Annotated in this window: 7 protein-coding genes; all 7 read right to left on the bottom strand. The window is 70.7% G+C overall.

From position 1 onward, the window contains the following. Positions 1 to 4: 4 nt before the first annotated feature. A complete protein-coding gene (locus AC1Q7F_RS22710) occupies positions 5 to 337 on the bottom strand; it encodes an STAS domain-containing protein (RefSeq protein ID WP_492510827.1) in 333 nt (110 codons plus the stop codon). A gap of 89 nt (positions 338 to 426) precedes the next feature. After that, complete coding sequence (locus AC1Q7F_RS22705; protein ID WP_492510826.1) at positions 427 to 2,211, bottom strand: acyl-CoA dehydrogenase family protein; 1,785 nt, start codon at positions 2,209 to 2,211, stop codon at positions 427 to 429. Further along, entirely contained in the window at positions 2,208 to 5,939 is a 3,732-nt protein-coding gene (locus AC1Q7F_RS22700; RefSeq protein WP_492510825.1) for a type I polyketide synthase, read from the bottom strand. Before AC1Q7F_RS22700 ends, AC1Q7F_RS22705 begins: the two co-directional genes overlap by 4 nt. After that, positions 5,936 to 10,375: an amino acid adenylation domain-containing protein gene (locus AC1Q7F_RS22695; RefSeq protein WP_492510824.1), complete on the bottom strand. Its 4,440-nt coding sequence runs from the start codon at positions 10,373 to 10,375 to the stop codon at positions 5,936 to 5,938. The genes AC1Q7F_RS22700 and AC1Q7F_RS22695 overlap by 4 nt, the downstream gene beginning before the upstream one ends. Beyond that, entirely contained in the window at positions 10,372 to 14,718 is a 4,347-nt protein-coding gene (locus AC1Q7F_RS22690; protein WP_492510823.1) for a type I polyketide synthase, read from the bottom strand. Before AC1Q7F_RS22690 ends, AC1Q7F_RS22695 begins: the two co-directional genes overlap by 4 nt. After that, positions 14,715 to 20,057, bottom strand: coding sequence for a type I polyketide synthase (locus tag AC1Q7F_RS22685; RefSeq protein ID WP_492510822.1), 5,343 nt, complete (start codon positions 20,055 to 20,057; stop codon positions 14,715 to 14,717). The genes AC1Q7F_RS22690 and AC1Q7F_RS22685 overlap by 4 nt, the downstream gene beginning before the upstream one ends. Continuing rightward, complete coding sequence (locus tag AC1Q7F_RS22680; protein WP_492510821.1) at positions 20,057 to 25,117, bottom strand: type I polyketide synthase; 5,061 nt, start codon at positions 25,115 to 25,117, stop codon at positions 20,057 to 20,059. The genes AC1Q7F_RS22685 and AC1Q7F_RS22680 overlap by 1 nt, the downstream gene beginning before the upstream one ends. Position 25,118 lies beyond the last annotated feature (1 nt).

The following is a 25,118-nucleotide window of genomic DNA, read 5'->3' as shown; positions in this document are numbered from 1 at the left end:
CTCCTCAGCTCAGCAGGCCGACGCCGCTGGCGCGGTCCTGCGCGAACTGGAACAGCTTGGTGAATCCACTCAACTCGAAGATCTGGAACACGTTCTCGTTCATGGAAGACAGGACGAGCCGGCCCTGTGCCGCCTTGGACAGCTTGGCGCATTTCAGCAGCGTGCGCAGACCCGCACTGCTGATATAGCCCACATGCTGGAAATCGATCAGCAGGCGACCGGCGGCACGCTGCGCCCTTTCCACCAGGAAACTCTCGATCTCCAGATAGTTGTTGCTGTCGATCCGGCCGGTCAGCTCGATGATCACAAGCTCGCCATGAATGATTTCGGAGAACATTTTCCTGATCCCGGTGAAACAGATCTGTTCAGTGATAAACTTTCACCATCATGACGCAGGCAGACGCCGGAGGAAACAAAACAATGCCATCACGCCGGCGGCACCTGGGTGATCACATCATTCAGCAGCCAGTCCAGGCTGCCGGCCATCACCTCGGCACTGACCGACGCGCTGGCATCGGCCTGCCACGCAGCGCTAGCCACCAACGCTGCGTCCGCCACGGCCGCGGCGCCGCGGCAGAAAATGTCGGCCAGTTCCTGCAATTGCGGGGCCTGCGGGTTGGTGGCGACCGCCTCGCTCTCCACCCGCGCCAGGGTCACCGTCTGCGTCCAGAGCAGGATCAGCGCCTGGCCGATGGCGATCAGGGCCGGCTGCTGCACCAAGGCCCCCTGTACGCCGCCGCTGCGGTCGATCAGGGCCCGCACCGCCTGGGCAATGCGGGTGGTCAGGACGGCGGCGGCCTCCAGATGCGCGCGGTTGGCCGGCGACAGATTGGTCGTGGGCGGCACCGGCAGTTGGGGCGGCACGGGATCGCCACTCGCCGCCGCGACCAGGGCGGAATTGCCGACATTCAGCTCCATCAGCGCATTGGTGGTGCCGAAGATGCGCATGACCCGCAGGTCGCGATAGAACCGTTCCACCGGATAGGGAACCAGGCCGCGGTTGGCCAGAGAGATCGCCGTCTCATACCCGCGCCCGGCAATCAGCGACATGGTGCTGTCGATGACGCTCCAGGCCGTGTCGCTGCACCAGGGTTTCATCGCCGTCCATTCGGTCCATAGATCCAGATTGCCCGCCACCTGTGACAGGGTCAGCCAGCGCAGCACGCTTTCCTGCGCGAACACCTTGGCCGCCGCATCGGCGATGGTGGCCTGCGTCGCCTGATAGCTGGCCAGGGGCTGTTCCAGGTAGGGACGGTCGCTGAAGCCCCGCGCCCAGGTCAGTGACAGCTTGGAGCCGGCCAGCGTGATGGCGTTGATGAACATGCGGTTGGGCTGCTGGATCTCCAAGATCACATTCAGGCCCAGGCCCGGCGCGCCCACCATGCGGCTCACCGGTACCTTGTACTTCCTGAATTCAAGCACCGAATTGGCCAACCCCTTCAGGCCCATATAGGTCTGCGGGCTGGCCACGCGGAAGCCGCGCTTGCGCGTGTCGATGATGAACAGGGTGATGCCGATCTCCCCCGTCGTCCCCTGCGAGAAGGTCGTGCAGGGGACGACCAGCAGGTTGGCCAGCGGCCCGTTGCCGATATAGCATTTGCGGCCGGTGATGAAGTAATGGCGCCCATCCTTGGTGGGGATGGCCGTGGTCTGGAAGATGGGGTTCGACGCCCCCTGATATTCCACCGCCGACAGGCCGGAGATTGCCCCTTCTTCCACCATGCGGGCCACTTTCGCCCGCTCCTCGGCGTCCTGCATGTAATCCAGATAGGAGGGGGCGCCCAGATAATTGTTGACCGAGATGGACATGGCCACCGCCGTGCACCAGCTGGCCGTCACCTCCACCAGCCGGGCCATGTTCAGGGGTGACAGCCCGTCCCCGCCATATTGCTTGGCCAGCATCAGCTTCTGCCAGCCCGCCCGGCGGTAGAGTTCCACATAATCGGGGGGGAACTTTCCCCGCGCGTCGATGCGGGTCGGGTCGAAATGCGCCTGCATGAACTGCGCCTGTTCCTTGACGATCGCATCGCCCAGCGCCGCGTCGGCGGGGTCCTGCTCCGGAAAGGGCACCATCAGGTCCCAGCGGAACAAACCCGCCGCCGCCGATTTCAGGAAGCCCGGCGCCGGATTGTGCGGTGTGGCCTCCGCCAGCAGGCGAAAGACGGTGGCCGGATCGTTGGGAATGGGATGCTTGACTGCGGCTACGGTCATGGCTGGTCCTCCGGCGTCGGCGCGGCGGGTTGCGGGGAAACTATACTGATAATGGTATTGGCAACATCTTTAACGCATGGATGCTGCAATAAGGTCATATGATTCCCTGGAATACGCAAGACCTGAACGCCACCCAGGGCCAGATCCGACCAGCCCCAATCATCCCGCCTGTCGGCCGACGTGCCGGCGGTGGCGGTACGCAGCAGGGTGACGACGCCGCGCCAGGGCCGGGGATGGTACCCGACCGTGGCCCGGGCATTGCCGGCATAGACCTTGACCATGGGCCACAGCCCCTCCGCCCCGGCACCGCCGCGCAGGGTCATGTAGGCGCGCAGGTACGGCATCATGTTGCCCAGCACCGTGACGAACAGGAACCGCGCCGCCTCCAGCGGGTTGGGCGTCTGGCCCTTGATCTGGGCCGGTGTGTCGATCAGCAGGGTTGACGCCACGGTCCGCCCGCGCCGGTCCAGCTCGCGCGCCAGTTCGAACGCCACCGGGGCGCCGAAGGACCAGCCCGCCACATGCACCGGCCCTTGCGGCCAGACCTGGTCGATGGCGTCGGCAAACACCGCCGCTTGGCGTTCCAGGTTTGCCAGGGCGGGACCGCCATCCTGCATGCCGGGCGGCATCAGGGCATAGAAAGGCTGGTCCGGCCCCAGTTCAGCCGCCAGGGGGAAATAGGGAAAGGCCGTGCCCATGATGGGCGTGGCCATGAACAGCGGCGGCCTGGTGCCCCCCGGCTGGATGGCCAGCAAGGTGGGCGGCAGGGCGGAAGCCGCCTTGCCCCTGCTGCCATCCAGCAGCAGGGCAAGCCCCGCCAGGGTCGGGGCCTGCAGGAACTGCGTCACGGTGGGTGCCTCGCCGAACGCCGTCCGCACCCGCTTCAGCAGGGCCAGCGCCATCAGCGAATTGCCCCCGGACAGGAAGAAATTCGCCCCCGCCCCCGTCGGCGGCGTCCCCAGCACGTCCTGCCACAGGGGGGCGAGGCGCTGCTGTGTGCCCGTCAGGCCGGCCACGACCTCCAGATCGGCCATGCGTGCCGCCGCCGGCCGCTCGCCCCGCGCCGGTGGATCGATCCAGTAGCGGCGATGTTCCCAGGCATAGGCGGGCAGCCGCACGTAACCCCAGCGTTGCGGCAGCCAGGGCGCCAGCGACACGGGCTGCCCCGCCGCAAACAGCCGCCCCATGGCCTCGGCAAAGGCCAGCGGCGCATCACCGTCGCGCCGCAACGTGCCCAACGCCAGACCCGTGCGGCCGGCGCCGGCCAGGGTGGCGCGCACAGGTGCGGTCAGCACGGGATGCGGGCTGGCCTCCAGAAACACGCCATACCCTTGCGCCGACAGGGCCTCCACGGCGTCCTGGAACCGCACCATGCCGCGCAGGTTGCGCCACCAGTAATCCACATCCAGATCACCGGCACCAACCCAGGCACCGGTGACGGTGGAAAAGAAGGGAATGGCAGGTGCCTGCGGCCCGATCCCCGCCAGCGCGTCGCGCAGCTTCCCTTCCAGCGGGTCCATCTGCGGCCCGTGGGAAGCCACATCCACCTTGACCCAGGCAGTCGAGGCACCGTCCCCGTCCAGTACCGCCGCCAGCCGTTCCAGCGCCGCCCGGTCGCCCGACAGCACGCAATTGCCGGGACCATTGGCCACGGCCACGGCAACCAGATCGGTGATGCCCTGGGCCACGAGCACCTGTTCCGCCGCCGCCGGTGCCCGGTCCACGGCCAGCATGGCACCCTGGCCCGCCACGCTGCGCAACAGCGCGCTGCGCCGGCAGATGATGCGGGCACCATCCTCCAGGCTCAAACCACCCGACACCGCCGCCGCCGCCACCTCCCCCATCGAATGGCCGATGACGGCGTCGGGCACCACACCCTTGCTGCGCCACAAGGCGGCCAGCGCCACCTGCATGGCGAACAGGGCCGGCTGCACCACGTCGATCCGGTCCAGGGCGGCATCCGGCCCCTCCCCGCGCAGGGTGGCCGCCAGGTCCCAGTCGATCCAGGGGGCCATGGCCCGGGCGCATTCCGCGACGGCATCGCTGAACGCCGGCTCCGCCGCCATCAGGTCGCGTCCCATGCCGGGCCATTGGGATCCCTGGCCGGGGAAGATGAACACGCTGCGCCGCGCCGATCCCAACCTGTCCGCCTGCAGGTCCGCGTCGCCCGCCACATTGGGGGCCGCCGCCTCCAAGGAAGCCGTCAGTTCCGCCCGGCTGCGCCCGGCCACGGCCAGCCGCCAGGGCAGCAGGGCGCGGCGGTGAAAGGCCGTGCCGCAGAGATCGGCCAGGCCGGCGCCCGTCCCCCGCAGGAATTCCGCATAGCGCCCGGCCAGCCCCGCCAGCGCCCCCGGCGACCGGGCCGACAGCAGCAGCAACCCCGGCCCCGACCAGCCGTCACCTGTCGGGCGCGACGCATCCGGCGGCTGCCCCACGATCACATGGGCGTTGGTGCCGCCGATACCGAAGGCGCTGACCCCGGCCAGCCGCCCGGCCCCCAGGTCGGGCCAATCCTGCCGCCGGTCGGCCAGGATGAAGGGCGTGCGCTCCAGCCCCAAGGCCGGGTTGGGTTGCCCGGCATGCAAGGTCGGCGGGATCACCCCGTCCCGCACGGCGAGCGCCGCCTTGATCAGCCCGGCCACACCGGCCGCCGTATCCAGATGGCCCACGGCCGATTTGATGGTGCCCAGCCGGCAATAGCCCGTGGCCTTGGTGGCGCGCCGGAACGCATCGGTCAGGGCCGCCACCTCGATCGGGTCGCCCAGCGGCGTGCCGGTGCCATGCGCCTCGACATAGCCGATCTGGCCCGCCTCGACGCCCGCCACCTCCTGCGCCAGGGCCACGACGCGGGCTTGGCCCCGAACGCCCGGTGCGGTGTAACCCGCCTTGGCCGCCCCGTCATTATTGACCGCCGTGCCCAGGATCACCGCGTCGATCAGGTCGCCATCGGCCAGGGCATCGGCCAGCCGCTTCAGCACCACGGCGGCACTGCCGCTGCCGAACACAGTGCCGGCGGCATCGGCGGCAAAGGCCCGGCAATGCCCGTCGGGCGACAGGATCATGCCTTCCTGGTGCAGGTATCCGGCCCCCTGCGGTACCGTGATGGTCGATCCGCCGGCCAGGGCCACATCGCATTCATAGGCCAGCAGCGCCTGACAGGCCATGTGGACGGCGACCAGCGAGGTGGAACAGGCCGTCTGCACGGTGATAGCCGGCCCGGTCAAATCCAGCTTGTAGGCCACGCGCGTGGCCAGGAAATCCTTGTCATTGCCGATGATGGTGGCAAAGTCTGCGGCTGTATCATCGCTGACCGGCCCCGCCCCCCGGAACAGGTTGTGCAGCAGATAGGTAGGCACGCCGCAGCCGGCATAGATGCCAATGGGCCCTTCGGTCCGCGCCGGATCGATGCCGGCCTGTTCCAGCGCCTCCCACGCCACCTCCAGAAACACGCGCTGCTGCGGGTCCAGCCGGGCCGCCTCCAGCGCGCTGTAACCGAAGAAACCAGCATCGAACCGGTCATGGCCATCCAGCAGACCCTGGCGCGGCACGAAACCCGGATCGCGGCGCACAGGGTCGGGCACGCCGGCAGCCCGAAGTTGTTCGTCTGTCAGGGTCGATATCCCCTCCAACCCGTCCAGCAGGTTACGCCACAGCGCCTCCACGCTGCCGGCACCGGGGAAGCGACCGGCCATGCCAATGATGGCGATGCCGTCGGGCTGGCTGCTCATGCCGTCTCTCCTGTCACGGGCCGGCGGCGGCGGGCGAGCGCGGCACGGCGCAGGCCGGCACGGTCACGCGCGTCATCCCCTTCGTCCGCCTCCCCGCCCGCCAGCATCCCGGCCAGCCCGGCAATGGTGGGCAGGCGGAACAGGTCGGTCATGGCAATGCCACCAGCCGGCAGCAGATCGGCCAGCTCGGCGTTCAGCCGGGCCTGCAATGTGGCCAGCAGCAATGAATGGCCGCCCAGATCAAAGAAATTGTCGTTCACGCCCACGCTGTCCCGTCCCAGCACGTCGCGCCACAGGCCGGCCAGCCGTTCCTCCACGCCCGTGCGCGGTGCCAGGCTGGCCGCAGCCGGGGCGGCGGCGGGGTCGGGCAGGGCCTTGCGGTCAACCTTGCCATTGGGCGTGCGCGGCAAGGCGGCCAGGAAGGTCCAGGCCGATGGCAGCATGTAGGGCGGCAATCGCCCCGCCAGATGGTCCCGCAGCGCCTCCGTAGCCGGTGCCTCCCCGCGCGGTACGATCCAGGCGGCCAGCCGCCCCTCCCCATCGACACCGGGTCGGATGGCGGCCACGGCCTCCGCTACGCCCGCATGGGTGGCCAGCACCGCCTCGATCTCCTCCAGTTCGATCCGGAAGCCGCGCAGTTTCACCTGATGGTCGGCCCGGCCCTGGAACAGCAGCACGCCATCGCCCCGCCAGCGGGCCAGATCACCGGTGCGATAGATCCGCCCGCCCGGCACGAACGGATCGTCGCCGAAGCGCTGCGCCGACAGGTCGGGCCGGTTGTGATAGCCCAGGGCCACCCCGTCACCGCCGATCAGCAACTCCCCCGTCACCCCCACAGGCACGGGCCGGTCGGCGGCATCAACGATATAGACGCGCGTGTTGCCGATGGGCCGGCCGATGGGCACGGGGCCGGCACCGCGTTCAACCTTGTGCGCCGTGGACCAGATGGTCGTCTCCGTCGGGCCGAACATGTTCCACAGGATGCAGCCCGCGCCCTCGGGCAGCAGCGTGTCGGCCAGATCGCGGGGCAGCGCCTCCCCCCCCACCAGCATGGTCAGGCCGGGGTCGGGCCGCCATCCCGCCGCCAGCAGCAGGCGCCAGCCGGCGGGTGTCATCTGCATGAAGCTGGGTTTGCAGGCCGCCAGCCGCTGCGCCAGCTTCACCCCATCGCGCCCCTCCTCCGCCGTTGCCAGTTCCACCGTCCCGCCCACGGACAGGGGCAAAAACAGCTCCAACCCGGCAATATCGAAGGACAGGGTCGTGACGGCCAACAGCCGGTCAGCGGAACCGATGCCCAGCAACCCGCGCATCGCCACCAGGAAGTTGCCCAGATTATGGTGACTGACCACCACCCCCTTGGGCCGGCCCGTGGTGCCGGACGTGTAAAGAATGTAGGCGGGGCTCGACCTGTCCAGGGCCAGGACCGGCGGGGCCGCATCGCTAAGGTTCGGCAATTCCGCCAGCCGGCAGCCGCTATCCGCCAGCACCGGTGCCGTACCCGCATCCACCAGCACCAGGGCACAACCGGCATCACCCACGATAAAGGACAGCCGGTCGGCTGGATGCACCGGGTCCAGCGGTACATAGGCCGCCCCCGCCCGCCAGACGGCAATCAAGGCGGCCACCATATCCGGCGTGCGATCCAGGCAAATGCCGACCCTGTCGCCCGGACCGATGCCCTGTGTCGCCAGCCAGCCGGCCAGCGCGCCCGACCGCGCCCACAGGCCGGCATGGGTCAGCACAGACCCGCCCTGCGTCACGGCCGACGCATCGGATCGTTCATGCGCCCGCAGCAACACCAATGGATGCGGCACGGGTTCCGCCAGCGCCGTGTCGTTCCACGTCCGGGTCAGCAGGGCCAGCCCGGCCGCGTCCAGCAGGGGCAGGTCGGCCACGGGCCGGTCGGGATCGGCCAATGCCGCCGACAGCAGAGTCAGCAGATGGCCGCGCAGCCGGTCGATGCTGCTGGCATCGAACAGGTCGCTGTCATACTTGATCTCCGCCGACAGCCCATCCCCCTCCGGACGAAACTCAAAAGCCAGATCAAGCTGCGATCCCTGCAGGTCGATATCCAGCGCCCGGAACCCGGTGCCGTCGCCGGCCTGGGCCATCTGGTTCTGCAAAACCACCATGGCCTGGAAGATGGGCGGGCGCGAGGGATCGCGCGCCACGGCCAGTTCCTCCAGCAGCAGCGGGAACGGATAGGCGCTATGGCCCAATGAAGCCGCCGCATCCGCCGCTGTGCGCGACAGCAGGGCGGCAAAGCTGGGCTGGTCGGCGAAGCCGGCACGCAGCACCATGGGATTGATGAAATCACCGATGGTGGCGGCGAAGCCTTCATCCTCCCGTCCCGCTGTCGGCGTTCCCAGCAACACCTCTGCGGCCCCGGTCCACCGGTGCAGCAGGGCCTGGCACGCCGCCGCCAGCAGCGCAAACAGGGTCACGCCCCGGTCCCGCGCAACCTCGCGTACAGCCGCACTCAGGCCCGCCCCCAGGGCGAAGCGCAACGATGCCCCCCGGAAACCCTGCACGGCCGGGCGCGGCCGGTCGGTGGCCAAGTCCAGCACGGGCAGCGGCCCCGCCAGCCGTTCCCGCCAATAGGCCCGCGCCGCGACACCCGCCGGCCCCGCCAGCCAGGCCCGCTGCGCCGCCGTGAAATCGGCATAGCGCCGGGCCGGGGCCGGCGGCAGGGGCGATCCTGTCAGTTGATGGGCCAGACAGGCGCGCAGGTCACGGGCCAGCAGGGCCAGGGACCAGAAATCGATGGTGATATGATGCATTGCCAGGAACAGCACAAACCGCCCGCCGCCCCGGTCGAACAGCACCGCCCGCCAGCCCAGCCCGCGTTCCAGATCAAAGGGCTGCGCATAGGCTGTCGCGATGGCCGCGCGCAGCCGATCCTCGCCCCAGCCCTGGGCATCCACCTGCCGGATCTCCAGCGCCACGCCGGGGGCCGGTTCCTGCACCGGTTGCCCGTCGATCAGGGGAAAGCAGGCATCCAGCACGTCATGCCGGCGGCGCAGCAGACCCAGGGCCGCTTCCAGCGGGCCGGCATCGGGCAGGCCGTCGATCTCCACAGCGAAGGGCAGCGTATAGGCGGCACTGTCCGGTGCCATGCGCGACAGCAACCACATGGAACGCTGATTATAGGAAAGCGGCGAGCGGGTGGGTATCGTCGCCTGCCGCTGCTGTTGCTGCTGCAGACGCAGCATCAACAGGGCGCGTTTGGCCGGCGACAGGGCGGACAGGTCAACCCCTGGTGCCAGACCCGCCCCTTCCTGCGATGCGGCGGACAGGCGGGCGACAAGTTTATCCATCAATGCCTCAGCTTCGGCCGCCCCCAGCAAGGGGTCGGGACGGGTCAGGGTCAGGCCCAGGCTGCCATCGCCACCGGTGACGGCGGCCAGCACCAGTTGCGTGGCTGGCGGCACCACGGCGAAATCCAGCGCCGACGCCCCCGGCACTGCCACTCGCCCCAGATTGGTCAGGCCCAGCCGGTCCGGCGTGAAGCGACCGATATCGGCGGTGGCCGCCGGCAGCAGGCCGGGTTCGGCCAGTCGCGACAGGGCGGCAAGATGGGCGGGCAACAGCCGCTCTGGCGCGGCGCGGTCGCGCACCGCCGCCGCAACCTCCCGCGCCAGGGCCCAGAAGGGGGTATCGGGGCCGGCGGCATGGGCCGTCGTCACCTCTGCCACGGCCAGAGTGAAGTCCTGCCCGCCACCCAGGGCCGCCTGCACCGAAACGGGGCTGGTCAGGCTGAACCCACCGGCCCGGCCCGTGGCCGGCAGCAGGGCCGCTGCCAGCGCGCCCTGCAGGCTGGCCCCCTCCCGCCGCGCCCGGTGGGCCAGGGCATCGACCAACCCCGGTTCCAGCCGGCGATGGCTCAGTCGTGGCTGCCAGCCGGCGGGCGTCAGCGACACGGACGGCAGGCTGGCAGAAGGTGCCGACAGCCCGGCGACGGCGACGGCGCGGGTTTCATAGGCGGGCGGGAATGCCCGCACCGCCTCCGCCGCCCCCAGAAGGGCCGCCAGCAGCCGCATTCCGGCATGGGCATCACCCAGCGCATGATGGAAGCAGACCAGCAGGTCAGCGCCACCGCCGGCATCACGCAACAAGGTCACCCGCCATAGCGGGCCGCTATCCCGCCGGAACGGCGTCGCCAGTTCCGTCTCCGCCATAGCCAGCCAGCCGGCCCCACCACCGTCACGGACAGTCAGGCCAGCCGGCCCGGCATCGGCATGCCAAAAGGGTACCCCACCGGCCCCGATGCGGGCGCGCAGCAGCGGATGCGCCGCCTGGGCTGCCGCCACCGCCGCCGCCAGCCGGTCGGGGTCGATGCAAGCGTCCAGCCGGGCGCGGACCACGACGTGCATGGGCCGGAACCCGTCCAGCGCCAGGAACAACTGTTCCAGCAGGCCCGCCGCGCGCCCCGTCATGCCACACCCCCGGCAGCAGCTTCGGCGGCCAGCAGCGCCTCCACCTCCTCCTCCGACAGATTGTCGATATCGGCCATCAGCCGGGCAAGGTCGCCATCTGGCAGGGCGGGCTGCGTCGGCGGAGCAGCCGACAGCCCGTCTGCCACCGCCGCCGCCAGGGTCGCAACACTGCCCCCGGCCAGGGATGCCGCCAGCGGCAGGGAGACGCCGAAGCTTTTCTCCACATGCCGGTGCAGTTCGATCGCCGTGAAACTGTCCAGCCCCTGGCGCAACAGCGACAGGCCAGGGTCCAGCAATGCCGGAGCGATCGACAGCACCCGCGCCGCCAGGGCCGCCATGGCGGCCTGGATCGCCGGCAACCGGTCGGGGACGGGCAGCGCCATCACCTCCGCCCGCAGGTCGCGCGACGCCGGTGGCGCAACCGGCCCGTCGCCCTGCACCAGATCAGCGATCAGCGGTGCCGGCGCCGACCCGGCGCGCAGGCCCCGGAACCGCTGCCAATCGACCGGCAGCGGCACCACCACGGGCACGTTCAGGCCCAGCGCGCTGTCCAGCACCGCCATCACCTGTTCCGGGTCCAACGGGTCCAGGCCGATATAAGTGGCCCCGCCCCCCGCCGCCAGACCGGGACCGGCCAGCACGGGCCAGGCCACGGACAGGGCCGGCAATCCCGCTTCCCGCCGCACCTGCGCCAGTGCATCCAGCCCGGCATTGGCCGCCGCATAGACCGCCTGCCCCGGCGCGCCCAGCAGCCCCGCCAGGGAACTGTTCAGCACGAACAGGTCCAGCGGGTCAGCCTGCGTCAACCGGTCCAGCAGCAGCGCGCCGTCCAGCTTGGCCGACAGCACGGCGCGGATACGTTCCGGTGTCTGGCCGGCCAGGATGCCGTCATCCAGCATACCCGCCGCATGGATGACGCCGCGCAGGGGCGGCAGCGTTCGGCGCAGATCGTCCAGCAGGGTCGTCATGGCCCCGGCATCGGCGCAATCGGCCGCCCGCCAGGTGACACGGGGGTCGGCCCCGCCCGCCGGGTCCGGTCGCCGCGACAGCAGCACGACATGCCCGGCACCACGCGCCAGCAGCCAACGGCACAGCGTCCGGCCCAGCCCGCCCGTACCACCCGTCACCAGATAGGTGCCATCGCCACGCAGACGCACGGAAGTGCCCGCCCCCTGGACCGGAACCAGACGCTGCCGCTGGACGGCACCACCCTGAAGCTGGAATTCCTGCGTGCCGGGACGCGCCAGCAGGGCGGTGATGGCAGCCGCATCCGTATCATTCCCAGCCAGCAGGCGATGGCCCGCCCGGTCCGGATATTCCAGCGCGAAGCCGCGATGCAAACCCCAGAGCGCGCCGGCCACAGGCGATGTTTGCGTCACCAGCAGATGCACCCGGCCCGCCGCACCGGTCAGCAGGGCCGTGGCCTCTGCCACCATCGCCACCCCATCGCCGGTGCCATTGGTAACCAGGACCAGATCCGCACCGCCCGGCGCATCCGGCGCTGACAGCGCGTCGGCCAGCCCCGCTGCCCCCGGCCCCAGCGCCTGGGCGCGCAAGGGTATGGCACCCACACCAACCCCGTCATCCTGCACCCAGCCCGGTACATAAAGCGGCACTGGCCTTGGTGCCATGATGGGCAGCAGGGGGGCATTACCGCTGCCCTCATGCCAGAAGCGCCGACGCTGCCAGGGATATGTCGGCAGATCCAGGACGCGCCCTGCCGGGGACAAAAGGTCCCAGCGGATGCTGTCCAGACCCGCCTGATAGAGCCGACCCAGCGCCGTCAGGGCCGCAACGTGATCATCCGTCCCCCGCCTCAGACCAGGCACCACCAGCACCTCCGCCCCCCGCACCAGGGCCGTGCGAGCGATGGCGGGGGACAGGGCCGGATGGGCACCGATCTCCAGGAAGATGGGCGTCGCGCCGGCCGACAGCAGGGGCACCGCCGCCCCCTGGAAATCCACCCGTGCACGCAGATTGCGCGCCCAATAGTCGGCGTCGGGTGCCCGGGTCAGGGGCGTGGCGGTGATGGTGGAGATCATGGGCAGGCGCGGCGCTTCGGCCTCCAGCCCGGCCAGCGCATCGCGCAGGGCGGCAGCCGGTTGCTCCATCAGGGGGCCATGGAAGGCGACAGGCACGGAAAGCCGTGTGGCCCGGATGCCCTGGCCCGTCAGGTCGGCCACCAGCCGGTCGATGGCCGCCCCATCGCCGGAAACGGCCACACTGTCCGGCCCGTTAAGGGCGGCGATGGTGATATCCAGCCCCAGCCGGTCGATGGCGGCCTGGGCGGCCCCCTCATCCAGGGACAGTGCCGCCGTGGCACCTGCCGCCTGCTGTGACAGGTGGGTCCGCGCCACGACAATGCGCGCCGCCGTCGCCAGGGTGATGCAGCCTGCGGCATAGGCCGCCGCCACCTCGCCCAGGCTGTGGCCGATCACGCTTTCCGGCTCCACCCCCCAATGGCGATAAAGGGCCAGCAGAGCCACCTGCAGCGCGAACAGGCCGCAGGCCGCGTCCATCACATCTTCCACCGGCACAGCCACCCCGTCCGGCCGCGTCAGCAGCAGGCTGGCCACGCTGGCCCCCCCGGCTGCGACGATGGCGGCATCGGCCGCGTCCAGGGCGGCGCGGAAGGCGGGTTCCCGCACACCCAGCGCCGCCGCCGCCCCGCGCCACAGATTGCCCTGGCCGGAAAAGACGAAGACCAGTTTCCCCCCGGCCGGTTCGGCGCCCGGCGCATCGGCCAAGGCCGCCGCCAGCCCCGCCGCATCCGACCCGACCACGGCCAGCCGGCAGCGGTGATGATCCCGGCGGCGCGCGGCGCTATAGGCCACGTCCCCGGCGCAAGAATTGTCGCGGACCAGCCAGTCCCGCATGCGCGCCGATAGGTCACGCAGCGCCGCCGGGCTGCGCGCCGACAAAGGCAGCAGCACGGGACCGTCAACGGTCGCCATCGGCGGGACGTCCGGGGCCGGGGCCAGCACGACATGGGCATTGGTGCCCGACCAGCCGAAGGAACTGACCCCGGCCAGGCGCGCCGCCCCCGTCCAGGGCGTGGGCACCACCGGCACCTGGAACCGCGTGGCGGCAAACGGGATTTCCGGGTTGGGTGCCTGAAAATGCAGGTTGGGCGGCACCATCCCGCGTTCCATGGAAAGCACCGCCTTGGCCAGCCCGGCAATGCCGGCCGCCCCCTCCAGATGCCCAAAATTCGATTTCACCGCCCCCAGCAGGCAGGGACCGGCAGCGGCCGGACCGCCCAGCGCCTCCGCCAGCGCCTCCACCTCGATCGGATCGCCCAGCCGGGTGCCCGTTCCGTGCGTCTCCACATAGGTGATGTCCGCGCCCGGTCGCCCGGCCATGGACAGGGCCTTGGCGATCACCGTTTTCTGCGCCTGCGCATTGGGGGCGGTCAGGCCCAGGCTGGCGCCGTCCTGGTTGGCGGCGGAACCCAGGATCACGGCCCGCACCGGGTCACCGTCGCGCAGCGCGTCCGCCAGCCGCTTCAGCACCAGCATGCCCCCGCCCTCGCCGGAGATGACGCCATCGGCACGGGCATCGAAGCTTTTGCAACGGTAATCACCGGGCCAGTCGCCCATGCGCGCCGTGGCCGTGGGGAACAAGGGCAGCAGGCGCAGATTGACCCCGCCGGCCAGCGCCAGCGACACCTCCCCCGTCCGCAGCGCCTGACAGGCCAGATGCACCGCCACCAGACCGGAGGAACAGGCGGTATCCACCGCCATGGCCGGCCCCCGCAGATCCCAGAGATAGGCGATGCGACCGGCGGCGACATTATGCGCCGTTCCGGTGGCGCTGTGCGGCGTCACGCTGGCCGGGTCAGCGGCCTGCAAAAAGAAATAGTCGCTGGACTGGCTGTGCAGGCCGACATAGACGCCGGTATCGCTGCCGGCCAGGGTCGATGGCGGGATGCCGGCATGTTCCAGCGCCTCATAGGCGACTTCCAGCAACAGACGCTGCTGCGGGTCGATATCAGCCGCTTCCCGCGGCGATATGCCGAAGAATTCGGGATCGAAACCATCGACCTCCGGCAGGAAGCCACCATAAACTCGCCTTTGTTCCGCATCCGGAACGCCCAGGGCGCGGAAAAACGCCGTCTGGTCCCAGCGACCGGGCGGCAGTTCCACGATCCCGTCCACCCCGTCCAACAGCATGCGCCAATAGGCGTCCGGCCCATCGGCCCCGCCGGGAAAGCGGCAGCCCAGGCCGATCACGGCCACGGGCGGCACGGCCTTCGCCGCCGCCTGTGCCGCCTTCAGGCTGCGAATCTGGCGCAACGCGTCGGCCAGCAGCTTCTGGTAATCGGGGCCCGGATCAATACTCATGGGCGGGCACTCTCCACGAAATCCTGTTCCAGTTCAGCGGCCAGCAGCCGGGCCAGTTCCGCCGTCGACAGATCGTCGAAATCCTCAACCGGGGCCGGCGGCGCTGCTGCCACCGCCACCGCAGCCACCGGATCGGTCTCCAGCAGTCCAGCCAGATGATCGGCCAGCGCGCCCGGATTGGGGTGCCGCCACAGCAGCGTGGCCGACAGGGCCAGACCGTAATCACGCTGCAACCGGTTGCGCACGCCCATGGCCATCAGGCTGTCGATGCCCAGCCCGGCCAGCGGCGTGCGGGCATCAATGCCGGCCGCATCCCGGCCCGTAACCGCCGCGACATGGGCGATGACGGACCGCACCAGCGCCGCCCGCAGCAGCGGGCCGGGCGGCGGCAGGGCATCGCGTGCCGCCCCCTCCGTTGCCGTGGTGTCGTTGCCGGCCAGCAGGTCGGTGAACAACGGATCGGTCGCCACCTGCGGATAGGCCTCGCGCCAGCGCGGCACATCCAGCGGCAATATGGTCAGCGCCGCCGGCAGGCTGCCACCCGGCCGGGCCAGCAGCCGGCGCAGGATCATCCCGCCGCGCGCCGGATCGATACCGCCGATCCCCTGCGCTGCCAGCCGTTGCCCTCGTTCCGCGACTGCCGCCGCCAGCCCCACCTGTGTCCAGGCCGACCAGCCGATCGACAGGGCCGACACGCCCTGCCCGCGCTGCCAGGCGGCCAGCGCATCCAGAAAAGCATTGGCCGCCGCGTAATTGCCCTGTGCCGGCCCGCCGAACAGGGCGGCGGTGGAGGACATGTGGATCATGAAATCCAGCCCCGTCCCTGCCAGCGCCCGGTGCAGCGCCCAGGCACCTGCCAGCTTCGGCGCCAGAACCCCGTCCAGCCGGTGAGGGTCCATGGAAGACAGCGGCACATCGTCCAGCGTCCCGGCCGCATGGATGACGCCGCGAACGGGGTGTGCCGCGACCAGGGCCGCAACGGCCCCCAGGTCCGTAACGTCCAACTGCGCCTCGTGCACCACCACGCCCCGCGTGCGCAAGGCGGCGATATATTGGGTGGCCTGCGCCGTCGGCCCCTGTCGTCCGGCCAGCACCAGACTGCGGACACCGGCATCAGCCAGCGCTTCGGCCAGGACCAGCCCGATGCCACCGAACCCGCCGGTGACCAGCACAGCGCCGTCGATTCCGTCCGATAGCGGTGCCTGATGCGCCAGGATGGCGGCATCGTCGCGGTCCAGCGCCGTGAGGCGGGCACCGAAGGCCCGGCTTCCCGCCAACCGTATCTGCCGTTCCGGCCCGTCGGCCAAAAGCCAGGCGGCCAGCGCCTCAGCATCGACAGAACCGTCCAGTTCAATGAAGCCCGGCCGGTGGCCCGGCATTTCCTGCATCGCGGTGCGCATCAGGCCCGCCATGGCGGCGTGCAGAGGGCCGGTCGGGAACAGGGTCCACAGGCGCGCCCCCTGCCCATCCGCCCCGGCAAGGGCACGGCACAGGCCGGCCAACGATCCCACGCCCGCCGCCTGCGCCGCCATCAGGCCGGCGGGCGACAGGTCGGCCATATCGGTCGGTGCCGCCGGGGCGGTCAGGTGTACGATGCCGGCAAGGCCGGTCAGGTCTGTACCTGCCCCATCCGTCTGGTGCCGCACGCTGCAGCCGGCGCGCGCCAGGGCGGCGGCCAAGGCATCCGCGACATCACCTGTTCCGATCAGCAGCCAGGCCCCCAGGCGTCGGGCCGCACCAGGCACGGGCAGGGGCTGCCAGTCCAGCCGGTAGAGCCAATTGGCCAGTTCCGCATCGGCCCCGCCATCCAGCCGCTGGAACCGCACCCCCTCCAGCGCCGCAAGCACCCGGCCGTTATCATCCAGCAGGGACACATCGCCCACCGGATCGCCCTCGCCCGGGCGGGCCAGCGCGTGGACCCAGGCGGCATCCGCCACGGCGCCGGTCGCGGACAAGCTGTCCACGGCGACCGGCACATGTGGTGCCCCGTCCTCCTTGCCCTGCAATGCCGCGAGGGCCAGGGCCTGCAACCCGCCATCCAGCAAGGCCGGATGGATACGGTGCCCCCGACCGGCGGCGATGGCAGGCAGGGGTGACAGGCGGGCCAGTACCTCCCCCGCCCCCATCCGGATATCGGACAGCACGCGGAAGCCGGGCCCCAGTTCCACACCTGTCCTCGCCGCCGCCGCATAATAATCACCGGCATCCAGCAGCACGGGGCAGCGGGCCATGATCGGTGCCAGCACCCGGTCGGGCCGGATCGTTGCCGCTATCGCCGATAACCGGGCGTGCGCATGTAAGGTCCAGCCGCCCTCACCCTTGGCGTGGATGGACAGGTGCCCCCCGCCATCGGCGTCCCGTCGCACAATGCTGTGCAACGGCACGGCCCCGTCAACCGGTACCAGCAGCAGGCGCTTCAGCGCCATGTCGGCCACGCCGCCGCCATCAGCCGCCGCCAGCGCCATATCAAGATAGGCCGTACCCGGCAGCACCATGGCGCCACCCACCCTATGGTCGGCCAGCCAGGGCAGTGCCCGCACCGACAGGCTGCCACGCCAGGCACTGTCCGGCCCCGGCTGGTCCACCGCCCCGCCCAGCAGCGCATGGCCCGCCTTGCCCAGGGGCACACCGCCGGCCCGTTCAGCCGCCGCCAGCCAATGGCGGGTCCGCGCCCAGGGATGGGTCGGCAGGTCGGGCACCACGGGATGCCAGCCCTGCAGCGCCGTCCAGTCCGGTTCCGCCCCCCAGGCTGCCAGCCGGCCCAGCGTGGCCAGCAGATGGGAGACCTCCCCCTCCCCCCGGCGCAGCGTGCCGGTCAGGCGCACCGGATGGTCCAGCCCCGCCAGCCCTTCCTCCAGCCCCGGCACCAGCACGGGATGCGGGCTGACCTCCAGGAAGATTGTCGGCGCATCGGTCGCCAGCCGTTGCACCACAGGCCACAGGCGGACCGGCCGGCGCAGATTGTCGGCCCAATAGCCGGCATCCAGCCGTTCGCCCGCGATCACGTCGCCGGTCACAGTTGAATGCAGGGCAATGGTGCCGTCCCCCGACCGGATGCCGGCCAACGCATCGGCCAGCGGCCCCAGCACCGGATCCATCTGCGCACTGTGGGAAGCGTAATCCACCTTCACCTGACGGGCAAAGATGCCGGTCGCATCCAGCGACGCCACCAGTGCGGCCACAGCATCGGCCCTGCCCGCCACCAGCACGCTGCGCGGGCCGTTAATGGCAGCCAGGGACAGGGCGTCGCCATGCGGACGGAGGGCTGCCAACGCCTGTTCCTCCCCCATCTCCAGCACGGCCATGGCCCCGCCCGCTGCCCGTTCCATCACCAGGCGGGACCGGGTGCAGATGATGCGGGCGGCATCCGTCAGGCTGAGGACACCCGCCGTGCAGGCCGCCGCCACCTCCCCCATGGAATGGCCGATGACGGCATCGACATGCAGGCCCCAGGCCAGAAACTGCCGGGCCAGCGCCAGTTGCAGGGCGAACAGGGCCGGTTGTATCCGGTCAGCCGGCGATGCGTCGAATGATGCGGCGTCCAGCGCCAGCACGTCCGACAGACGCCAGAAAACATGGGGGGCAAAGGCCGCCTCGCACGCGGCCAGAGTCTCACGCACCACCGGCAGCACCGCCGCCAGTTCACGGCCCATGCCGGCATATTGTGATCCCTGGCCGGGGAAGATCATCACCAGCCGCGCGCCATCCTCCGCCTTCACAGGCTGCGGCACCGCAAGCAACGCCGACGACAGGTCCGCGACCGTCCGGCCGGTAATAGCCAACCGCCAGGGATGGCGGCTGCGGCGCTGGGCCTGGGTGGCGGCGATGGCATGGGCATCGCGGGTCGGACCTTCCGCCCGCAGCCAGTCCCGCCAGATCCCGACACTCACCTCCAGCGCCGCCCGGCTTTGCGCCGACAGCAGCAGCAGGGCCGGCAGGTCGGGCGCGGCCTCCGTTGGCGGCGGTACCATGCCCTGCTCCAGCACTATATGGGCGTTGGAGCCGCTGAAACCGAAAGCGCTGATCGCGGCGAAGCGGCAGCCCTGTTGCGGCCAGGGAGTCAGCGCGGTGGGCACGGTCAACGCTCCGTCCGCCCAGTCGATATGCGGGTTGGGCCGGTTGAAATGCAGGTTGGGCGGCACCTGCGCCCTTTGCAGGCACAGGACGGCCTTGATCAGCCCGCCGATCCCGGCTGCGGATTCCATATGGCCCAGGTTGGACTTCACGGCCCCCAGCAGCAGCGGCCCCGCCCCATCCGGTCGATAGGCGCGGGCCAGCGCCCCCGTTTCGATCGGGTCGCCAAGCGGCGTGCCTGTGCCATGGCATTCGACATAGGCAACCTCAGCCGCCGCCACACCCGATACCGCCAGCGCGCGACGGATCACCGCCTCCTGCGCGCGGCCATTGGGGGCGGTCAGGCCGTTGCTGCGGCCATCCTGGTTGATGGCGCTGCCACGGATCAGGGCCAGGACCGGGTCGCCATCGGCCAGCGCCCTGGACAGGGTCTTCAGCACCACCATGCCGCACCCCTCGCTGCGGACATAGCCGTCGGCGGCGGCGTCAAAGCTCTTGCAGCGCCCGTCAGCCGCCATGGCCCCCAGCTTGGAGAAATAGATGGCACCATCGGGCGACAGGATGATGTTGACCCCGCCGGCCAGCGCCATGTCGCTCTCCCCCGCCCGCAGGCTTTGACAGGCCAGATGCACTGCGGTCAGCGAGGCAGAACAGGCGGTATCCACCGCCAAAGCCGGCCCGTTCAGCCCCAGCAGATAGGACAGCCGCCCCGCCGCCACGCTGGCATTGTTGCCGGTGCCGAAATAGGGATCGATGCGCAGCCGGTCCTTGCGCGTCTCCCCATATTCCAGGGTGGCGATGCCCAGGAACAGGCCGGTGGCGGAGCCGGCCAGGCTGCGCGGCGGCTGGCCGGCGCGTTCCAGCGCCTCCCACGCCACCTCCAGCACCAGCCGCTGCTGCGGGTCCAGGCTGTCGGCCTCACGCGGCGCAATGCCGAAAAAGGCGGGGTCGAACCCGTCGATACCCGACAGGAAGCCGCCCCAGCGGCTGGTGGTCTTTCCCGGTGCCTCGGGATCGGGGTCATACACCTCGCCCAGATCCCAGCGATCGGCCGGCACCTCGGTGATGGCATCGGCGCCGCCGGCCAGCAGGTCCCAGAAAGCCTCCGGACTGTCCACCCCGCCGGGGAAGCGGCAGCCCATGCCGATGATGGCGATGGGCTCCGCATTCAGCACCTCGATCCCGCCGGCGCGGTCGCGCAGCGTACGGACCGCCAGCGCCAGCTTGGCAGGCGGCAGGCCCGCGATCCTGTCCAGCGCCGACATCACGTGCCCCCCAGCGCGCGCATCACATCATCATCCGACAGATCGGCCAGGGCCCCCAGCACATCGTCGATATCATTGGCCACCACCGCCGGGGCGGCGGCGGGGATCGCTTCTGCCACGCCGAACAGTTCGGTGTCCAGGAAGGCGGCGATGTCGGCCACGGTCGGGTGATCGAAGACCAGCACGGCCGGCAGGGTGGCCGACAGCGCCCGTCCCAGGCCCCCGCGCAAATCCACGGCGGCCAGACTGTCCAGCCCCAGTTCACGCAGCGGCCGGCGCGGATCGGGGCGTTCCCCCGGCCCCAGGCCCAGCACGGATGCCGCCTGCCGTGCCACCAGATCGGCCAGTTCCCGCCGCCGCCGGTCGGGCGCCAGGGCCGCCAGTTCCGCCCGCCGGCTGTCTTCCACTTGCCGTTTGGGCAGCAGGTCGGCGAACAGGGCGGGACCGTCGGCCATCGAAGTCCAGTCGATTTCCGCGATCATGGCGGTGGGGCCCGCCGCCGGGTCGCCCAGCACCCGGCCCAGGGCAGCCAGGGCGGCGGCCGGCTGCATCGCCCGCAGGCCGCGTGCGGCGGCGCGGCCGGAACCGGCGCGCGCCGCCATGCCCACCTCTGCCCACGGGCCCCAGGCGATGCTGGTTGCCGCCAGGCCCTGCCCGCGCCGCCAGTCGGCCAGCCGGTCCAGATAGCGGTTGGCGGCGGCATAGGCGGCCTGTCCGGCATTGCCCGTCAACCCGGCCAGCGAGCCATAGAGCACGAACTGGCTGAGGCCCATCTCCGCCGTCAGCCGGTGCAGCGCCCAGGCACCCCCGGCCTTGGCCGCGATCACCGCCGCTGCGCGGGCGGGGTCAATCTGGGGGATGGTGGCATCCTCCAGCAGCCCCGCCGCATGGAAAACCCCGTCCAGCGGCGCCATCCCGTCCAGCCCAGCCGTCAGCGCACCCGCCAGCGCCGCCATATCCCCCACATCCACCGCCTGATAGGCCACGCGGCAGCCCCCCGCTGACAGGTCGGCCAGCAACGCCGCATCGCCAGGACGCCGACCGATCAGCAGCAACCCGCCGGCCCCGCCTTCCGCCAGCCAGCGCGCTGTCACCAGCCCCAGCCCGCCCAGCCCGCCCGTAACCAGATAGGACCGGTCGGCACGCGGCACAAATCCGGTACCCGTCGCAGCGGGCAGCCGGCGCAGCCGCGCGATCTGGGGTTGGCCGCCGCGCCAACGCACTTGTTCCCCCGCTGCCAAACCTTCGCCCTCACCGGTGCCGCCCATCCGGGCCGCATCCTCCAGCCCGGCGGTCAGCGCCAGCCCTTCCAGCAGCGCGTCGGCTGGGCTGTCGGGCCGCGCGCGGCACCAGACGGGGCCCGCCGTCGCCTTGACCTGATCCAATGCTGCCAGGAAGGCGGCGGGATTGGGGCTCAATGCTTCGCCATGGCCGGCCAGCAGCAGGCCTACCGGAGCAAGGGGCTCCAGCGGGGCGGGCTGCCAGTCGATGGTGTAAAGGCCCGCCGCGTCCGGGCGCAGGGCCGCCTCCGACAGGCGACGGATGGTGAAGCCCTCGATGGACAGCAGCGGTCGCCCATCCTGGGGATCGGTAATCGACACATCCAGGGTGACATTATCAGCCGCCAGCCGGGCGGCACCCGCCGGCCCGCCGGCCACGGCGACGGCCACCCGCCCCGGCAACGGACCCGCCACGGTCAGACGCTTCAGATGCACGGGCATGGAGGCGCGCAGGCCGGCCCGGCCGCCCCCCTGTGCCGCCAGCCAGTCCGGCCCGCCGATGACCTGCAGACAGACATCCAGCAGCAGCGGATCGACGGGTGTCGATCCCGTATGACCGATATCGACCAGGGCAGAGGCCGAAGCACCATCAATGCGGAAATCCGACAGCACGCGATAGCTTGGCCCCAGCGACAGCCCCACCCCCTCCAGGAACGCGTGGAACGTCACCGGATCGGCACCCTGTCCCGTCCCCCCGGACATCGCCGCCGGCACCGGTCCCGTGCCATAGCGCCCCTCGGCATGGCAGGTCCAGTCTCCGCCTGCATCAGCACTGCAAACGCGGAAGCCGCCATCAGCCGCCGTGACCAGCTGCAACCGGCGGCTCTCCCCATCCTCCAGCGTCAGGGCGGCGCGGAAATCCACATCCTCCAGCGATCCGGCCCGCGCCGACAGGGCGAAGGCCAGGAAGAAGGCGGCCGGCACGGTGATGCGCCCGAAATAGCGGTGATGGTCCAGAAAGGGGAAGGTCCCCACCCCGACCAGCACTTCATGCACGCTCTCCCGCCCGGCAAGGTCCAGCTTCCGGCCCGGCAAGGTGCCGGACGACGGCACGCTGGCCACAGGGCGCGGCGGAAAATCGACCCAGCAGCGACGATGCTGCCAGGGATATGAGGGCAATGAAGCGACGGAGCGCGGGGCTGGGAAGGCAGCAGCAAGGCGCACGGGTGCGCCCAATGCGTGCAACTCGCCCAAGGCCGACAGTAACGTCGCCTTCTCCGACCGGTCGCGGCGCAGCGTGGCCACGGCCCGGCCCGGCCCGTCGCCCAGGATCTCACGGACAGAACGGGTCAGCACGGCATGTGGCCCGACCTCCACGAACAGTTCCACGCCGTCCGCCACCATGGCGGCCACCGCATCGGCAAAGCGCACAGGTGCCGCGATGCCGTCCGCCCAATAGCCGGCGTCGAACCGGGCCTGCCCATCGCGCCGCCGCCCGGTCAGCGTGGAATAGAGCCGAACCGGCCCGTCCGCCGCCGGCACCAACCCATCCAGGGCTGCGCGCAGATCCGGTTGCAAGCCCAGCATCGACCGGCTGTGGAAGGCGTAGCGTACATCCAGCCGCCGCATCGCCACACCCTTGGCCGCCAAGGCCACCAGCCCGCCCTCCGTCCCCGCCACCACGCAGGAACTGGGCGCGTTGATGGCCGCGATATCCAGGCCGGTGCCAGCAATCAAACCCGATAATTCGTCGGGCGGCAGGTTCACGGCGGCCATGGCACCGTCGCCATGGGCCGTCTGCATCACCCGACCGCGATACACGGCCACACGCATGGCCTGTGCCATATCCAGCAGACCGGCGGCATGCGCCGCCGCGATCTCGCCCACGGAATGGCCGGCCACGGCGTCGGGCTCCACGCCCCAATGGGCCAGCAGCCGGGTCAGGGCGATCTGCAGGGCGGCCAGCACCGGCTGCGCCACCGCCGTCTCCTCCAACCGGTCGCCATTGGCCAGCATGGCGCTGATGGTCCAGCCGGTCAGGGGTTCGACCACAGCGTCGGCCTGCTCCACAACGGCGCGGAACACCGGTTCCGTAGCCAGCAGGTCGCGCCCCATGCCCGCCCATTGGCTGCCCTGGCCGGAAAACACGAAACTTGTGCGCCGTCGGCGCGCCGGTTCCGGCGGGCCCACGTCCCCGCCCTCGGCCAACACGGCACGCAAGGCGGCGGCTGCCCCGGCATGGCTGTCCGCCACCACCGACAGCCGGTATTCATGATGTGTGCGGCGCGTGCCGGCGGTGAAGGCGATGTCGGCGAAGGGCAGCAGCGGTGCCGCTTCCAGCCAGTCGGCCACCCGCGCCACGGCAGCGCGCAAGGCCGGCCGGCTGCGTGCCGACAGCGGCAGCAGGAAGGGGCCGGCGGGCGCGGCGACCGGTGCGGCCGCCGCCGGCGCCTCACGCAGCAGCACATGGGCATTGGTGCCCGACCAGCCGAAGGAACTGACGGCGGCGATGCGCGGCCGCTGCCCCGCCGGCCAGGACAGCGGCTCCCGCACGATGGACAGGCGTGTACCGGCGATTTCAATGTTGGGGTTCAGTTCCCCCAGCCGGCGATAGGGCGGGATCATGCCCTGGCGCAGGCAGCCGACAGCCTTGATCACCCCCGCCAGACCCGACGCCGCACCCGCATGCCCGATATTGGCCTTCACCGCGCCCAAAAGGCAGCGGCCCGGCGCGTCACTGGCGCCATAGGTCTCGGCCAGCGCCTCCATCTCGATCGGGTCGCCCAGCGGCGTGCCGGTGCCATGCGTCTCCACATAGCCGACATCGCCGGCAGCCAAGCCGGCCCGCGCCAGGGCGCTGCGGATCACGTCGGCTTGCGCCTTCTGGTTGGGGGCGGTCAGGCCGTTGCTGCGGCCGTCCTGGTTGATCGCCGTGCCGGCCAGCACGGCCAGCACCGGATCGCCATCGCGCCGGGCGGCGTCCAGCGGCTTCAGCAGGATCGCCCCGCACCCCTCGCTGATCACCACCCCGTCGGCGCGGGCATCGAAACTCTTGCAACGCCCGTCCGCCGCCATCATCCCCATCTTGGACGAAGGCACCAGCGACATGGGCGACAGCAGCACATTGACCCCGCCGACCAGGGCCATGTCGCATTCCCCACGCTCCAGGCTCTGCGCCGCCAGATGCAGCGCCACCAGGGACGACGAACAGGCGGTATCCACCACCAAAGCCGGCCCACGCAAGTCCCAGAGGTAGGAGACCCGCCCCGCGATGGCGTTCAGCGCGACACCCGTACCGGAGAAAGGCTGTATCTCCTCCAGCCGGTCGAAGGTGCGGGCGGAATATTCGTGATTATAGGCACCGACAAACACGCCCGTGCGGCTGCCGGCCAGGGAGGTGCGGGTTTGTCCCGCCGCCTCCAACGCCTCCCATGCCACTTCCAGCATCAGGCGCTGCTGCGGGTCCATCCAGGCCGCCTCCCGCACGCCCAGGCCGAAGAAAGACGCATCGAACCCGGCGACATCGGACAGGAACCCGCCCCAGCGCGTGGTCATCTTGGCCGGCGCGTCGGGATCGGGGTCGTAGAAGGCCTTCCAGTCCCAGCGGTCGGCCGGGATTTCCCCGATGGCGTCGCCGCCATCGGCCAGCAAGTCCCAGAACCGGGCAGGATCATCCGCCCCGCCCGGATAGCGGCAACCCATGCCAATGATGGCCATGGGCACGGCCACATCCCGCGCGGGTGCCACCGCGTCGGCCAGGGCCGCCTTGCGCTGCAGGTCGCGAACCAGCAGGGCCAGCTTCTGCGGTGACAGGCGGGAAAGCCGTTCCTCCAACTCCATG

The sequence above is a fragment of the Niveispirillum sp. GW835-FHT14G11 genome (genome assembly GCF_058793615.1).
The sequence above is the reverse complement of the archived record's forward strand: the minus strand, read 5'-3'. Positions and strand labels throughout refer to the sequence as shown.